The sequence below is a fragment of the Capsulimonas corticalis genome, assembly GCF_003574315.2.
Lineage (GTDB): Bacteria > Armatimonadota > Armatimonadia > Armatimonadales > Capsulimonadaceae > Capsulimonas > Capsulimonas corticalis.
Genome location: NZ_AP025739.1, coordinates 7,085,129 through 7,100,213, shown reverse-complemented (window position 1 = coordinate 7,100,213; position 15,085 = coordinate 7,085,129). Strand labels below are relative to the sequence as shown.

Below are 15,085 nucleotides of genomic sequence, written 5' to 3'. Positions count from 1 at the left end.
GCTGTAAAAACTGTAATGTGCGCCAAAGCTTGCCGTTTGGCGCTGCGGCGACCCGATAGGTACGGAACCGGAGTAACCATCGAATTCCGTCTGTGTCCGCGTGAGGAGACTGCATGGCGTCAATGACGACAAACCTTGCACGCCGAGCGTGAAGACTATCGATGATATCCTCCGTGGGCACGGACTTGCCGTCTATTATGCTGGAATAACGAACGACCAGAACCCGCCCGACCGCCTGCAGTGTCACGGAATTCATGCGATAACCTTTCAGGGTGAGACGGCGCGTTGCGCCTGCCGGCGGGGCCTTATCCCTTGGAGTGGCTCCATTCTGGGGAATGGGGTGAACGGCAAGCGCGCCGTCAATCTGTGGATACTATGAATTGGAATGGCGATAATCCGGGTCTGTTTCCTTGCGGGCAGACGGAAGCCAGGAGCGATACGTTCATGCATATTCCCGTATTAGAATATTCTGAAACTTTTTTCATTATACCCTGGAAACTGAAAAAAGAGCGCTGTTATTATGGTGTAACAGTACTGAATTAGAATATTCGAAATATCTAATTCCTTCCTAACTATGGCGCTTTTGTGCGATTGATGAACAATCCCTACACGCTGAAGTCCAGCCCATTTCGGTGGAAAAAGCGCTGCCGCGTCAGGCGTCGGCTGTGGAGAGACACCCGGGCCTGCGTCTGCTGCGGATGGGATAGTTCGGCGCTTTCTGGTCAGTATTATTCTTCCGCCAATTCCGCAATCTCTGAAGTATCGTCAATGCCCCTTGCAGCGGGTATTCTAATGCAGAGAGGCGAGTTTCGCCAGAACGATGCGGCAGGAGATGAAAAGGATTTGAGTAAACAGGCGGATAGTATCGATACGAGTGCTCCGATGTCGGATGGTACGCTGGAATTTGCGGTGGAGTTATTTTCGTCGTTCTCAAATCCAACCCGTTTGAAGATTGTTGAATTGCTCACGGAACGGGAGCGTACCGTAGGGGAGATAGCGCATGATCTGGGACTGCTCCAGCCCAATGTCTCGCAACACCTGACAATCTTAAGCCGGGCGGGTGTTGTCAAGTCCACACGAGATGGAGCTTCCCACTGCTACTCCCTGCGCGGCCCGCGCATCGCTCAGATACTGAAGCTCGTCAACGAGTTCCAAGAGGTTCACCGAGCCCATCTCGAAAATCTTTCTGAGTGAGGTCGTTGGGTTGTTCATGCGGCAGCGGATATGTCAGTAAATATGAATTACCGGCTGATCCGCTACGCGTCCGCGCGGCGCCGTATAGGCGATGAGTGCGATCAGGATGGTTGCTGCGAAAAGCGCGGTGATGACCATCCATGTTTTCCTGTCTCCGAAATCGATACGGCGCATATTTTATCCTGTTATTTTTCTCTTGCATACGGGGCGTTTACCCTGGATGGCGTCCCTGGGTTTGCCATTTTTGAGTATTTCGTCCTGCATTTGTCTGCGCTACTCGGACGGCGGAGCAAGGGACAAAATCCCATGAACGCGCTAGTTCGTCGTATCTCCCTTTGTATTCCTGCTTCTTCCAGGCCATGAATGAAGCGCCAATGTAGTTGCCCACGTCCCATATTTTTTCCGATTCCAATTGGCCTTTAAACGCCGGCATGGCGCTTCCTGGTAAACCGTAAAGAACTGCGTAGTAAATCGCGCCGTTGTTCAGAGTGCTGACTTTGTTCTTGCTCGGGTTGAAATGGAAGCCGCGCTGCCCAGAACTCGGATTCGCTCCAGAGGCTTGAACCAGAGTGAAGTCCATGGGCGGAGGATTGAGATAAGGTTTCGCCGCGCCTCGCCCATCGCCGTAGGCCCCGTGGCAGCCGGTACAAAACGCCGCGTAGACGACGCGGCCGCGCTCGATCGAGCCGGGAGAAGCTGGGACGGGGTTGGGCATCTCCAGCCATTGTTTGGGAATCGTTTTATTCAGATAAGCAACGTTGTCGGCTGGGCCTTTCGCATAGTATGCGATGAGCCTGGGTTTGAGGCTTCCCTGCTCCTCCGCGCGGGACTCTCCTCGGCGGCCTCCCAAACACTGAACATAGGCGATGAGCGCCGATCGTTCGTGTCCTCGGATATACTTGAACGAAGGCATGATCGACTGTGGCCTCGTGTATCGGGGATTTTCAAAGTGCGCCCAGTGCCAATCGTCGGTATGATACCCACCCTCACGAAAGAGGTCCGGGCCGGTACGCGAACTGCCGATCAGGTGCGGGGAGTCATAGGCGTAGTCGCCTGGCTGCGCCGCCTCACCGCTTCCGACCCCCCAGTCCATCGGGCGCGTCTCCTGAGAATGACAGTAAACGCAGCCGTTCTTGACATACAATGCTCTCCCTTCCAGCTGCAGAGGCGTATAGGGCGCGGCGTTGGCGCTGGGAAGCGGCCGAAACACCCAGGACGGCGCCGCAATGTTCGCCAGAATGACGCCGAATAGGATCAGGGTGGAGCCCGTCACGATTACGAAGGGAGTCATCTTCATTCCGCCAAACCTCGCTCAGCGTTCATCATCGCCGCGCCTGTGGGAGATATCTCTTGTAAGTCTTTCAAGGAGCCGGCTCGTTCGATAGCCGCGCTCGGCGCGGGCGAGCGGAGCGTCATATAAAGGTTGGCGACCTGCAGGAGCGCTCCCACCCAGATCATGCCGCCAAACCAGGAGCGAAGGAAGAAATAGGGCTTTACCACGTCCAAGGCCTTGACGACTTGCTGGCCTTCGCCGATCCAAGAACTTGCCTGCGCCAAGCCGGCTGCGGTCAGCGACCAGAAAAAGCCTGTAAGGCCGAGCAACATCAGCCAGTATTGAGCATCCGCAAGATTGCGGCTCCAAAGCGGCCTGCGTGAGATCTGAGGGACCATGTAAAGCATGGCTCCCGAACTCAAGAAGCCAAATCCTCCTAGAAGCGCCAAATGCGCGTGAGCCACGACCCACTGCGTGAAATGCACGAAGCGGTTCACGACCATCAGCGACTGGATGGAGCCTTGAATGGAGACCGCGAGGTAAAAGAACGACCCGGTCAATACGAAGCGCAGCGGGATGTTCTCAATCATCGCCCCCCAAGCGCCTCGCATGGTCATAAAGATATTGGTGGATTGTGTGAAGACAGGAACGATCAGTCCGACGGAACCGATGATGGCGTAGACCTTGAGCCAGTTAGGGATCGGTCCTTGCAGGAGGTGGTGCTGTCCTGTGGGCGCGTACATCAGCACGATCGTCCAGAAACCGATCAGGGACATGGTGTGCGAGTAAATCGGACGCTTTACCAGCTTTGGGACAAGGTAGTAAACGATCCCGATGCCGCCGGTCGTGATGTACAAACCGAAAACGTTATGTCCGTAAAACCAGTTCCAAACCGCGTCGTCAAGGCCGGTCAGGCTGCCCGAATATTGGATTTGGCCGTTCGCTAAAGTCGTTGTAAATGGATGCCATATTACGTTTCCGATGGCATACATAATCGCGATCCACATGACGGTTCCGCCGATATACCACAAGGAGACGTACATCCTCGCCTCGCGGCGCGCGGCGATCGTTCGGTAGATGATCGCGATATTGCCGATCAGGAGAAGCTCGACGGCCCAGTCGATGTACCAGGGATATTCGGAGTATTCCTTTCCCTGGGTGTCGCCGGAAAGCAGAGCGATCGTTCCAGCGGCGATGGTAATGTTCCAAAGGAAGAGCAACAGATTTGCGCCCCGGTTGCCGCGCAGGCTTGTCTGACAAAGACGCGGCGTTAAGTAATACCAAGCGCCGAAGAACGTCGTAGAGAGAAACCCAAACAGCATCATGTTGACGTGCGCCGGCCGCAACCGACTGAAAACAAGGGGAGGGATCCCAGCAAAGAGATCGGGCAGCGTCAGTTCGTGGGACATGATCAGGCCGATGGTCGTTCCGATCACAAACCAGACCGACCCGCTGATCAGGCCGTGAAGCGCGGCGCTGTCGGGCCGGTCGAGCCAACGCCGGAGGAAACGGAAGATTCTACCGGGCATGGATCTGTCCTTTCCATCGATTGCGCCAGAGCTGAGTGGCCTCCAGGTTCCGGCGAATGACCATATCGTTGCCGGCTGCGGGAAGCTCTTTGAAAGGCTTGCTCGGGTCACCTGTCTCAAATCCGATGGAGCCGTAAACGGGGTAGTCTGTACGCCGCGCATCGGCTGGCGGCGCCCCGCCATTTTTCAGGCTGCGTACGTACGCCACCAGTGACCAGCGCTGCGCGGGCGTGGTCCAGTGACGAAATCCCGGCATCTTTCCTTGTCCCATGGTAATTTGCCAGAAGATCGCTCCGTCGGATCGCTTCTGTGTGATGGAAGCGGCAAGGTCCGGCGGAGGCGGGGCGAGATAGCCTCCGATTGGGCCCATCCCGTGTCCGCTGGCGTTATGGCATTGCACGCACCTATTCATAAAGATCGTCCTTCCTGAATGGATGACGGTGGATGACGTTACAAGCGGATTCCGAATGTTGTCCACGGAGCGTGGCGCGGCCATTTGACGCGCCATGTCGGAGAGATTAGGACCGGGGAGAACGGGTTCTTTCATGGCGGACCCGGCGGGATCGGTCTGCCCGGCATTGTCTCCGAACGCGGCGGTTCGTGGCGCGGCGTCCCACGAGGGCGGGCCAGGAGAAAATGGGATTGCGGCGGCGGGAGACGCCGCGCGCGGGGTGTCCAGGGGCTTGAACGCCGGCTGCCGCATCATCTGGTTTCCGCACCCAGCGAGAAGGATAAGCAATGGCGTGAGAAGCAGAAACTTCCTCATTCGAACCTCCGGGCATCGCGCACCACGTCGCCGGCTCCCTCTTCGCGCATAATGCTCTCCGCCAGCTTGACTTGTTGCTCCGTCGCGCAGTGCGCGGCGATGCCGATCAGCCCCTCGGAGATCCGGTCGTCGTACACCTTTGCCCGCCAGTCCGGAAGGCGTATTTCGTAGAGCGCGCGCAGGAAGACGCCCGTTAGGGCAAACGCCATCATCATCTCGTAGGCGATAATCGCCGTTGGCGGGCCGGGAACAATCGGCTTTCCGCCCTGTGGAATTGCATAAAGCAACGCTGTGCCGCCGGCGAGAAGAATGCCTGACACAACGCCAATCACCGAGCAGATCACCGTTGTGACCGGCAAGCGCGTCGGGGATTGATCCATCACCAGGACGCCTTCGGGAAAGGGAGCCGAGGAGATCACCATCAAGTCCCGCCAGTCGAAGCGCGCTTCGGTTTGCAGCCGCCGAAGCGCATTCGCGCTCGGGTCGATCCGTTCAAATAATGCAAGTACGGTAGTATCCGCCATAATCAGCCAATCGCCTCTTCCCGAACGGCCAGCGGGATCGAAGCTCCTCCGATGCTGGCGGCGTCTGTCATGCGCTCGCCTTCCTTAATCTCCCAAAGGGAGACCAGCGGGACGAATTTCGCCATCAGTGTGTACAGGAATCCGAACAGTCCTACGGCTCCCGCCGTGACCGAGACGCCCACCCAGGACGGAGTGTAGTTCCCCCAGGTAAGGAAATCGCGAGACGCCGGAGGAATCACAACGATGCACCGCTCGGAGAACATCGCGACGTTCACCGAAAGCCCCACGGCGAACATCACCCACGGCGCACGGCGCATCCTTTCAAACGGCAAAATGAGCATTGGCGCCGCGATGCCGCAGATGAACAGAGTTAAGAGGACCCATCGATACCCACCGAAGAGATAATGAAGCCAGTGGATGTGGCTGGGGTCGCGCGAGAACCAATCCGACCAGGCGTCTCCTGCAAAAAAGTAAAACCAGAGCAATGAAATCGCTAGCAACGCTTTGCCGATATTGTCGAAGTGCTTGGGAAGAATGTACTTTTCCAACCGATACGCGCGCCGCACCACGGCCATGATAATCAGCACGGAGCCTGTTCCCGAATAAAGCGCGCCGCAGACAAAGTAAGGAGCAAAAATCGTCTCATGCCAGCCTGGGACGATCGTCATGCCGAAATCCCAGCCTACGATGGTGTGCAGTGACACAAACACCGGAATAATCATGACCGTCAAGATTGCCGACAGGCCCCGCAGGCGCCGCCATTCGCGGTCCGTTCCGCGCCAGCCAAGCGCCAGCTTTGCGTAAAGCCGCCTTCTCCATCCGATTGCGCGATCCCGAATCAAGGCGAAGTCCGGAATCAGGCCGATATACCAGAAGATCGCGCTGGAAATCAGATACACCGAAATCGCAGTCGCGTCCCAAAGCAGAGGGCTTCGATAATTCGGCCAGAGCTGGCGCTCATTCGGATAAGGCAGCAGCCAAAAGAACGCCCAGTTACGTCCTAAGTGGATAATCGGAAACAGGCCCGCCACCATCAGCGCGCAGAGCGTGAGAGTTTCGGTCATTCGTGTCAGAGCCCGCCGCCAATCCGCGTGCAGCAGACGCAGGATCGCCGAAATCATCGTCCCGGAGAGGGCCACTCCCGCCCAGTAAACGAAGTTTATGATCGGAAGGCCCCAGTAGTTCGGACGCTGCATGCCATAGACATCGATTCCGTGAACGATTTGCCAGACGAAGCATCCAAACGCCCAGGCGGTGACGGTTCCGAAGAACAGTAGCGCCGCCCACCATGCTTTACCGGTCGTATAGACGCCTCGCAGGAGATCGGTGTTGATTTGGGCGCTCTCCGAACTTCCCACTTCGAAAAGATCAGCGCCCCGGCGATTCCGCATCTCTACGCTTTCCATATTGGAGCCTCCTCCAGCATGACCGTAAGACGGACGCCTCCCATTTCGAACTCCGAAGTTCTCATCCGGCTCTTCGCCATGCCCCAACGGGAGACGATGGGAACGTAACGGGCGGCGATGAGATACGTCAGCACGAACATCGCCGATATCCCCAGGAAAACGACGGAGGACGCGGCGGTGGGCGTCAAAGCCGAAAGCGGATAGTTTGGCGCGAAGGTCGGCACGGTATCGAGATAGCGCTCCACCGCAAGGCCGGCCAGCACGCAAGTGCTCACCGCGCAGAGGCCCCAGGCGGACGTTCGAATAGCCCGGAACATACCGCCGAACACGGGCGCGAAGAAGCACCCGAACGTCATAATCCCGGCGAGGATGGGGAAGGCGGCGACGCGGTTATTTTGCAGCGCCCACTCGACGGGAATCTTGCCGTACCACGCGGTCAAGTAGTCGCACCAGCGAAAGTAAAACCAGACCATCCCGAGCGCGATCATGAAGCGGCCGAGATTATCGTATTGGTCCGTTGTAAATAGACTGCTCCCAGGCAATACCCGCCCGGCGACGGTAATGACCAGCACGCTCAGCGCAAGACCCCCCAGCAGTGATCCTAGTGTGTAGAGCGGCGCGAAGATGCTCGAGTCCCAGTTTCGGGCGGCCGCCAGTTGAAAATCCCAGCCCAGCACTGTTTGCGAACCGACGAAGGCGGCCAAAACGCCGACGACGAGAATTCCCTCCGCCATGCGAAGCCGGTTCCACTGCTCTCGGGCGCCGATCCAGGACATCGCCAGGCGGCTGTAAAGGCGGCGCCTATTGCCGCCAGGCTCGGATTTGTCGCGAAGCGCGGCGAAGTCCGGCAGCGCGGTCAAATAAAGCAGCGCCCATCCGGCGATATAAGCCGCACCGATCGCCAGGCAATCATAGAAAGTCGGTCCCGCCATCCGCCAAACGTTGTTTTGGTACTTTGCCGCGCCCAGGGCGTAGATTTGGTCGCGGGCCGCCACCAGAAATGGCAGCAAAGCGCATGCCCAAAGCCCGAAGAGCGAGGAGAAGTCCATCAGCCGGTTCAGCGGGAACCGCCACGAAGCGTGGAAGATCCTCAGGATGGCGGAAATCGCCGCCATTCCCTGGGTCACGGAAATCCAGAAGAGAAGTGAAACCAGTGAGACATGCCAGAAGCCGGGATTATCTTTCTGGCTCGGGTAACCCCATAGCCAGACGATCAATCCCGCGACCACGACCAGCGCCGCGCAGACCGCGCTCGCGGCTGCGAGTCGGCCGTGCAGTTGTGGTGAGGGGCCCTGGCGGAGCCGTGCCGTCGGCGCGGCGACACCGGGCGCGCTCAAGGCGTCCAGGGGAGATTTGAGGAAGCTGAGGGGCTGGCCGTCGTCCATGGATGTTAGTCCTCATCGTTATCGATAGAGCGCAAATAGACAACGGACGGTTCCGTCCCTAGTTCCTCAAGGAGGCGAAAGCGTCGTGGGTCTTTCCAGAGTTTGGCGACTGCGGAAGCGTCGTCGTTCAGATCGCCCCAGGTGATTGCCTTCGGCGGGCAGGCCTGCGCGCACGCCGTGGTGAACTCATCGGTTTGGAGGGGGCGCCCTTCGGCGTCGGCGCGCTCCTCCGCCCGCCGAATTCGCTGAACGCAAAACGTGCATTTCTCCATGACGCCTTTTTCGCGGACAGTAACATCAGGATTCAACTGCTGGTTCAGCGGCTCAGCCCAAGATGGTTCCTCCCAATTGAAGACACGCACTGAGTAGGGACAGTTGTTTCCACAATATCTTGTCCCCACACAGCGGTTGTAAACCATAGCGTTCAGTCCCTCGGGGTTGTGATAGGTGGCGTAGACCGGACACACGGGCTCACAGGGCGCCTCCCCGCATTGCTGACAGAGGATCGGCATAAATCGCGCTTTGACGCTGGGGTAACTGCCTTCCCAGTATCGCTCGACGCGGATCCATTGGTGAGCGTGTCCCTTGTGACTCTGCTCCGGCCCGGTGACCGGAATGTTGTTTTCGGCGTAGCAGGCCGTTTCGCACCCATGGCATCCGGTACAGCGGTCCAGGTCGATGACCATGGCCCATCGATGCGCGCGTTTGTCCTTCGGAGTGCTCCCGGGCGTCTGATCTTCTGTATTTCTGATATCCGCCATGTATTTTCGCTTTCGCCCATCTAAGTGTTTGACTTTTGGCTTCGCAATTCGCGCGCCGTGGCGTGGATCAAGTCCTTGACCGCCTCCGGCTCCTGTCCTCCGGGCCGGTCCTGAAGAATGACCAAGGTATTTTCGCCGGGATCATATCCCGGCGCCGCATTGCGCACCTTGCTCAGTCGCACGGCGGCTCCGCTGTAAGAAAGCGCGCCTGTGATTTTATCCGTTGAGAGTGGGAGAAGAGCAAAGGGATTTGGCACGGAGTGCCCGGTCGCCTGAGAACCGCCAAAATCATAGCGGCCTTGGCCGATGGGAACGGCCAGAGCCTCCGGATGGATCGCGGGATACGGTATCGCGGGCAGTTCGATCTCGCCATGGTCCGTCGTCAGCCGCACGATGTCGCCGGTGCGGATCCCCAGGCGATGCGCGGTTTCCGCGTTGATTTCCACCCAGTTGTTCCAGACTGCCATAGTCATCGGATCGGGAATTTCCTGGAGCCATGGCGCGCTTGCGTTTCTTCCATCCGCCCAATAGAGATGCGGATAAAGTGTAAGCGTGAATTCTCCGGAAGGCAGAGGCGTGCGCGGGCCGGAGTAAGCAGGGAGGGCGGGCGTGGTCGGGAGGGCTCCCGCCGCCGGCTTTGAAACCCATGAGCCTCCGACGCCTACACGGTCTTCCCATGCGTTCGCTCCGCTGGCGCTCCAGAGCGCGCGCACAAAGCCCTCGCCGTCAGCAGCGGGCGCAGGTTTGCCCGAGACGCCCAAAATCGCCTTCGTCAGGTCGAATAGGCCTCTCGGCTCCATCCATGGCGCTGAGCCATTCTTCTCTTGGATATATTTTGTGTCGACAACCGGCTGCGAGAGGCTCGCCATCGATATGTCTCCAGGGATCGCGATGGGAAGATGGTCTCCCCACTCTTCCAGAAACGTCTTGGATGGCAGCAGCAGGTCCGCATACGCCGTCGTCTCGTCCGGAATCGGCGTGAATGCTGTCACGAAGGGAACTTGTTTGAGGGCGGCGGCAAAGCCGGCGGACGGTGGCGTGGTAAAGACGGGGTTCGGTTGACCGACGACAAGAAGCGCGTCAACCTCTCCTTTTTCGATGGAGATCTGGAGCCGCTGGATCTGCGCGTAATACGACTCTGAAGAAGCGGCAAGAGGAAACGCTGGGAAGCCAAATCCCGTGCGGCCTCTCCCGGCGACGGTGTTTAAGGCTTCAACGGCGATGATCGCCTCCGTGGCGTTCGGCAGCGCGGCCAGCCCGTCCCCTGGGAGCGCGATGGCGCGAGGACCGGCCGCCGCGAATTCCCGCGCGACGCGCGTGATCTGGGCTTCGGTCAAACCGGAGAGGGCGGCCGCCTTCACGACGGATAGTCCCGGCCTGCCCATCGCGCTCAGAATTCCCAGGGCAACCGCCATCTCCGTCCCGGGACGGCACGGAAGCCACCGGTCCGCTTTCGCGGCCGTCATACTCATCCTGGGACCGATATACACGAAGCGGCCGTGATCGCCGGCTTCTCGACGCGCGCCCTGCCGAAATTCTCCAAATGCTCGGCCGTAATAAACGGGCGAGGGCCATGTCTCCAGGAAATCGGAGTGAAACGCCAGCAGGTAATCAGCCTGATCGATTTGATAAAGCGGAACGCTGTCCTGCCCATGGGCCGTCTTCGCCGCAGCTCGCCACGGAGCGCTGTCCAGGAGTGAGTAATAAAAAATCGAAGCGCCGACGGCTTCTGAGAATCCGGAAAGCAGCTTTCCCGCCGAAGGGCTCTGCCCGTAAGAAAGCCCATCCGCCAGGATGGCGATTCTTCCCCGGCTCGCCTTGAGCCTGCCGGCTATTCTTGCCAGCGCCGTATCCCAGGAGATCGGCGCCGGCGCCGACGAGCGGACCGCGCGCTGCATGGGAGAGCGCAGACGGAGCGGATTATAGAGATGCTGAAGCGTCGACTGGCCGCGCGAGCAAATCTTGCCTTGGCTGATCGGATGCTCCGGATTTCCCTCGACTTTGGTCGCGCGGCCGCCCATCGTGCGGACGATCAGTCCGCAACCTGCGGGACACATCACGCATGTAGAGGCGAACCACTGAGAAACACCATCCACAAGATTCGACGGCTGGATGATATAGGGCTGTATGTGGCTCCGCGTGCCGCCATATTGTCCCGCCGCCTCTTCGCGACCGTTTTCGGACACGCCGCATCCTGCCACCAGTCCTGACGCGGCGCCAAGCATGGAAAGCTTGATAAATGTACGGCGGCTAATATCGCTCATTGGCGCCCCTTGGGAATCAGTAATGGCATGTATAGCAATCGACTGCAGCTTTCTTGGGATGAAACCGTTTTTCGTTGCTGCGGTGACAGGTGACGCACCAGCCCATGTTCATTTCGATCGGCTGAGACACAACGAGCATTTTTCCGACTTCCCCGTGGCACGTCGCGCAAGGAACGTTCGCGGAGACATGGGCGGTATGCGAGAAATGCACGTAATCCGGCTGCTGGTTAACGCGAACCCAGGGAATGGGCTGAGCCGAAAGGTAATATTTTCGGACTTTCGCGATTTCCGGATGCGTAATAGAGATGTTCTTGTGGCAGCCCCAGCAGGTTTCCACGGGCGGAATGTTAGCTTCCCGAGACGTCGCCGCCGTCCAGTGGCAGTAGGCGCAGGGAATGTGCAGTTCGCTTACATGCACCTGATGATAGAAGGCGACGGGTTGAGCGGGTCCTGGATTGCCGACCCAACCGGTCTTTCGCTCGTGCGTCGTTTGCGGGCGCGTCACCAAGGAACAGCCAAGCAGGATGATTAGAACGCCGGTAAATGTCGCTAACCGGGTACGCCATGTTTGTGTCAATCCCGGAAGTCCCATCTTTTTAGCGGCGATGATCGAGCGTTTGGCGAGTGGGTAAGATAGTATTCGCAATCATAGATGTATGCTCGCTGTTGGCCTATACCCGCCATGTCTTTGCTTCAAACCGACGCGCCGGTTCTGAATTGGCTCAATTCTGGGGAAACCGTTTGAGTGATAGGTCTGCGGGGAATGGTAATGTCATGACGCCGCAAGTCTCTCAAAGCCTTTTAAATCTCGCGATGGCTGTCGCTGGATTTGCCGCGCTGGTCTGGGCGTTCCGGAACCAGCATTTTGGCGATCCGGGCGACCGGGTTGCGTACGCTCCGCTAGGTGAGTCGGAGAACGAGAATTTCAACCATCCGCCCAATTCGCCCGAACCGGCTTTGAAACGAACTCTCGCTATCGTGGTGATCGCGCTCGTTTTCATATCATTTCTGGCGTCGATTATGATGACGATTCTGGTGGCGCGGAACGCCAGCGCGGGCGTATCGCTTACTCGCAATCAAGATTAGATAAAGCTGCGCCGTCGCACAAAGATATGGAGACAGCGTATGAATATCATGCAGGGGCAGGATAACTGGATTTGGTTGCTCGCCGAAGTTGCGACGACGATCTTCTCCGTCATCGCCGTTTGGTATGTGACAATCATCGGCAGGGATCGAGATCCGGCGAAACAGAAGCGTGGAGAAGAAGCTATCGTGAGTTACGGCGATATCGAGGAGGACCACGCTCCTCTGCCTAAGTTTCTGATCTGGACGTATGTGCTGTTTGGGGGATGGACGGCGGCTTATCTTGTCTGGACAGGGTTCCACGGATTGAATTGATCGCGAGGCGACGGATGTCATTGTCAGCGGCGCTTCGGGATATCTGGCGTTGGACTCGAAACCTCATCGTTTCTTATCCCAAGCCCCAGCGAGTGATTTCCCTCTATGGCGTGAATTGGATGAGAGGAACGGTCGCCGCTGCCGTCAGCGCCACAGTATGGTTTCTTCTCTATTACTCATCTTTACGATTGCTGCCGCCGACTTCCGTGATCGGCGCGAACGACTCATCCTATCCTGGAGGCAGATTTGATTTGGCCGACTTCCTAGGCTCTCTGCTCTGGCCACCGATACCAACACATCAAACGTGGCTGATCGGGATCATTGCGCTGGTATGCCTTTTGTCGGCTTCGGCGGTGGGATATTTCATCCTGCTTTCCTGGTCGCTTTCCCGCTCGACGGTCGAAAAGGGAATAGCGTATGGATTGGGAGTATTCGCGGTGACTGGATTAATGGTTTGGCTTGCGAACGGCTATCATCCGGCGGTGATGCGCGGCGCGCTTGCGGACACGGGATTTTATCTCCTCGGATGGAGTGGGTGGGCGACTCTGCAATTGTGCGCCACTTTTGTCGTCCATGGCGGAGTGCTGGGCTGGCTTTATCGGACAGATTCCTCGATGTCGCAGTGATCTGTCATGCTAAAGATAGCTATCGTAAATTTACCGCCGTATCGCTTCCTACAATAGATCCGACGAATGCAGTGACCGAAATTCATCCACAAGCCGCATGATTTGCGCGATGCGCGGCCCCCGCAGCGTGTAACGAATCACGGATCCTTCTTGTACGGACTTGGCGACGCCGGCGCGGTTCAAAATCCCCATATGCTGCGAGGCGCTGTTCGGAAGGATGCCAATCTCATCCGCCACTTCGCTGACTGATCGAGACTGATCGGTCAGTATCTCCACGATCTTCAGCCTGGTTGGATGGGCGAGCGCCACGAATAGCATTGCGGCGAAATTCGTCGTTGCATCGTCCATTCCCACGACATCCAAAGCCGGCTTTTTTGCTCCATCCACCTCGTTCATAGTCATCTCCCTATTCCGCCCGCCTATCGTTCCGTACGCCGGCGCTATTCAACGACAGTCTACCATAGGTTTAATTAAAGCGATATATTTGAATATTCTTATATGTGAATCTTATGAAATATACCTTAGGAGTAAACACATGACTAGCAATCTCAAGAAGACAGCAAATTTGGCGCGCATTGCAACTGACGGCGTCATGCTGTCGATCGGAACAGGAAGCGCCTCCGCGCAGGATGCGCTGAATACGCGACAAAACCTTCTTCCTACTAAAGAACACACGAGAGATTAATCTGGCCGGCAGCGTATTTCTCGACGGGGCCAAACCTTATGCCCTTTCCGGCTCGTACGGATTGTTCACATCTCCGAATATCGAGTTCGGCGCGACGGGTTCGGTGGCCGGCGCCCATGACAGCAAGACACTGACGACGATCGGCGGGTTTGCGAACTATTATTTCCGTGGCGGCGAATCCATTGAGAGCGTGACGCCTTTGCTTCCCTACGTTGGCGTGTTCGCGGGTTATTCTCACAAGGATGAAGGGGATGCGTCTCTCGGCGCTCAGGCGGCGGTTTGCAGAAATTGGTGACCAATACTCATGAAGTTCGACCCTTCCGTCGCCTGGACGAAGATTCTGATCCTGGCGAATAGTTTCATCGCGGCAATCCCGAACATCTTGATCGCCGCCCTCATTTTCGCGCTGTTCTACCATGCGGGCCGGCAGATCCGCGCGCTGGTCCGACGGGCCACGGAGAGCCATCGCCGGTCGCAAAGCGTTGGCTTAGTGCTGGGGCGGCTGTCTCAGGGTGTGATCGTGCTCGTCGGCGCGCTGGTCGCTCTGACCGTCGTCTTTCCGTCGTTCAACGTCAGCAACTTGATCAGCCTGCTCGGCATCTCCACCGTCGCCATCGGATTTGCCTTCAAGGATATCTTCCAGAACTTCCCCGCCGGAATTCTCTTATTGCTTGCCGAGCCGTTTCGCATCGGTGACCAGATCGTGGTAAAGGATTTTGAAGGCACGGTGCGCGACATTCAGACCCGCGCGACGACGATCGACACCTACGACGGCCGACGGATCGTGATCCCCAATACGGAGCTGTTCACCGAAGCGGTCACCGTCAATACGGCTTACGAAAAACGGCGCTGCCAGTGCGAAATCGGTGTCGGGCATAGCGACGATCCCGATGAGGCGAAGTCTGTCATTTTGAACGCGATTGGCGATTTAGAAGGCGTCATGACCGATCCCGCGCCGGAGGCCTTCGTTGTGGAGATCGCTGCTTCCAGCATCACCATTCGCATCTGGTGGTGGGTGCAGCCGCCGACGCGGCGTAATGTGCTTGTCGTTCAGGACTGCGTCTTGATCGCCGCCACAAAGGCACTAATGGAGAATGGGATCGACATTCCCTTCGCTACCCAAACGACTCTTTTCACAACGATCCTGAGAATATGGATGTGCGTGATCGCAACGGCAATGTTCTCAATGGCAGGAATTCACCTCTCGAATAGCCAATGGCGCCATAACGCCTTAATACATTTCTCCCTCTCATCGCCCCCACTAAATACCTGAC

General features: G+C 57.7%; 18 protein-coding genes. 7 read left to right on the top strand and 11 right to left on the bottom strand.

Annotated elements, in window-relative coordinates; all coding sequences use genetic code 11:
- Positions 1-594 precede the first annotated feature (594 nt).
- Entirely contained in the window at positions 595-1,194 is a 600-nt protein-coding gene (locus D5261_RS30965) for an ArsR/SmtB family transcription factor (RefSeq protein ID WP_119321633.1), read from the top strand.
- Positions 1,195-1,227: 33 nt separating this feature from the next.
- Here the strand turns inward: D5261_RS30965 and D5261_RS30960 are convergent, their stop codons facing one another.
- Genes D5261_RS30960 through D5261_RS30915 form a run of 10 tightly spaced genes read right to left on the bottom strand, consistent with a single transcriptional unit; the run spans position 1,228 to position 11,748 of the window.
- The gene (locus D5261_RS30960) at positions 1,228-1,368 is read right to left on the bottom strand and encodes a hypothetical protein (RefSeq protein WP_165864223.1); all 141 of its coding nucleotides are present in this window, start codon (positions 1,366-1,368) and stop codon (positions 1,228-1,230) included.
- Positions 1,369-1,405: 37 nt separating this feature from the next.
- Positions 1,406-2,491, bottom strand: coding sequence for a cbb3-type cytochrome c oxidase subunit II (locus D5261_RS30955; RefSeq protein WP_119321632.1), 1,086 nt, complete (start codon positions 2,489-2,491; stop codon positions 1,406-1,408).
- Positions 2,488-3,996 (bottom strand): cbb3-type cytochrome c oxidase subunit I, encoded by a 1,509-nt coding sequence (locus tag D5261_RS30950; RefSeq protein ID WP_165864222.1) that lies wholly within the window; start codon positions 3,994-3,996, stop codon positions 2,488-2,490. Before D5261_RS30950 ends, D5261_RS30955 begins: the two co-directional genes overlap by 4 nt.
- A complete protein-coding gene (locus D5261_RS30945; protein WP_119321630.1) occupies positions 3,986-4,762 on the bottom strand; it encodes a c-type cytochrome in 777 nt (258 codons plus the stop codon). Before D5261_RS30945 ends, D5261_RS30950 begins: the two co-directional genes overlap by 11 nt.
- Positions 4,759-5,286 (bottom strand): quinol:electron acceptor oxidoreductase subunit ActD, encoded by a 528-nt coding sequence (locus D5261_RS30940; RefSeq protein ID WP_119321629.1) that lies wholly within the window; start codon positions 5,284-5,286, stop codon positions 4,759-4,761. Before D5261_RS30940 ends, D5261_RS30945 begins: the two co-directional genes overlap by 4 nt.
- Before the next feature lie 2 nt (positions 5,287-5,288).
- Positions 5,289-6,692 carry an NrfD/PsrC family molybdoenzyme membrane anchor subunit gene (gene nrfD / locus D5261_RS30935; protein WP_119321628.1) on the bottom strand — a complete coding sequence of 468 codons (1,404 nt, stop codon included), beginning with the start codon at positions 6,690-6,692 and terminating at the stop codon, positions 5,289-5,291.
- Positions 6,680-8,077, bottom strand: coding sequence for a hypothetical protein (locus tag D5261_RS30930; protein WP_119321627.1), 1,398 nt, complete (start codon positions 8,075-8,077; stop codon positions 6,680-6,682). The genes nrfD and D5261_RS30930 overlap by 13 nt, the downstream gene beginning before the upstream one ends.
- 5 nt (positions 8,078-8,082) lie before the next feature.
- Positions 8,083-8,838 (bottom strand): 4Fe-4S dicluster domain-containing protein, encoded by a 756-nt coding sequence (locus tag D5261_RS30925; protein ID WP_119321626.1) that lies wholly within the window; start codon positions 8,836-8,838, stop codon positions 8,083-8,085.
- Between the two features lie 20 nt (positions 8,839-8,858).
- Positions 8,859-11,102 carry a molybdopterin-containing oxidoreductase family protein gene (locus D5261_RS30920; RefSeq protein WP_119321625.1) on the bottom strand — a complete coding sequence of 748 codons (2,244 nt, stop codon included), beginning with the start codon at positions 11,100-11,102 and terminating at the stop codon, positions 8,859-8,861.
- Between the two features lie 16 nt (positions 11,103-11,118).
- The gene (locus D5261_RS30915; RefSeq protein WP_125206000.1) at positions 11,119-11,748 is read right to left on the bottom strand and encodes a cytochrome c3 family protein; all 630 of its coding nucleotides are present in this window, start codon (positions 11,746-11,748) and stop codon (positions 11,119-11,121) included.
- A 20-nt stretch (positions 11,749-11,768) separates the two neighbouring features.
- On the opposite strand from D5261_RS30915, the gene D5261_RS30910 reads away from it, so the two are divergent.
- The 3 genes from D5261_RS30910 to D5261_RS30900 are packed head-to-tail and all read left to right on the top strand — an operon-like array spanning position 11,769 to position 13,126.
- Positions 11,769-12,188 carry a hypothetical protein gene (locus tag D5261_RS30910; RefSeq protein ID WP_125205999.1) on the top strand — a complete coding sequence of 140 codons (420 nt, stop codon included), beginning with the start codon at positions 11,769-11,771 and terminating at the stop codon, positions 12,186-12,188.
- A 39-nt stretch (positions 12,189-12,227) separates the two neighbouring features.
- A complete protein-coding gene (locus D5261_RS30905; RefSeq protein WP_119321622.1) occupies positions 12,228-12,500 on the top strand; it encodes a hypothetical protein in 273 nt (90 codons plus the stop codon).
- Between the two features lie 14 nt (positions 12,501-12,514).
- On the top strand, positions 12,515-13,126 hold the full coding sequence (locus D5261_RS30900; RefSeq protein WP_301002362.1) for a hypothetical protein: 612 nt from the start codon (positions 12,515-12,517) through the stop codon (positions 13,124-13,126).
- 48 nt (positions 13,127-13,174) lie between these two features.
- On the opposite strand, the gene D5261_RS30895 is transcribed toward D5261_RS30900, so the two are convergent.
- Complete coding sequence (locus tag D5261_RS30895) at positions 13,175-13,522, bottom strand: ArsR/SmtB family transcription factor (RefSeq protein WP_165864221.1); 348 nt, start codon at positions 13,520-13,522, stop codon at positions 13,175-13,177.
- Between the two features lie 139 nt (positions 13,523-13,661).
- On the opposite strand from D5261_RS30895, the gene D5261_RS30890 reads away from it, so the two are divergent.
- From D5261_RS30890 to D5261_RS30880, 3 genes are all read left to right on the top strand, one after another.
- Complete coding sequence (locus tag D5261_RS30890) at positions 13,662-13,811, top strand: hypothetical protein (protein ID WP_165864220.1); 150 nt, start codon at positions 13,662-13,664, stop codon at positions 13,809-13,811.
- Positions 13,812-13,872: 61 nt separating this feature from the next.
- Positions 13,873-14,106: a hypothetical protein gene (locus tag D5261_RS30885; RefSeq protein WP_119321619.1), complete on the top strand. Its 234-nt coding sequence runs from the start codon at positions 13,873-13,875 to the stop codon at positions 14,104-14,106.
- Positions 14,107-14,115: 9 nt separating this feature from the next.
- Positions 14,116-15,084 carry a mechanosensitive ion channel family protein gene (locus D5261_RS30880; RefSeq protein WP_119321618.1) on the top strand — a complete coding sequence of 323 codons (969 nt, stop codon included), beginning with the start codon at positions 14,116-14,118 and terminating at the stop codon, positions 15,082-15,084.
- Position 15,085 lies beyond the last annotated feature (1 nt).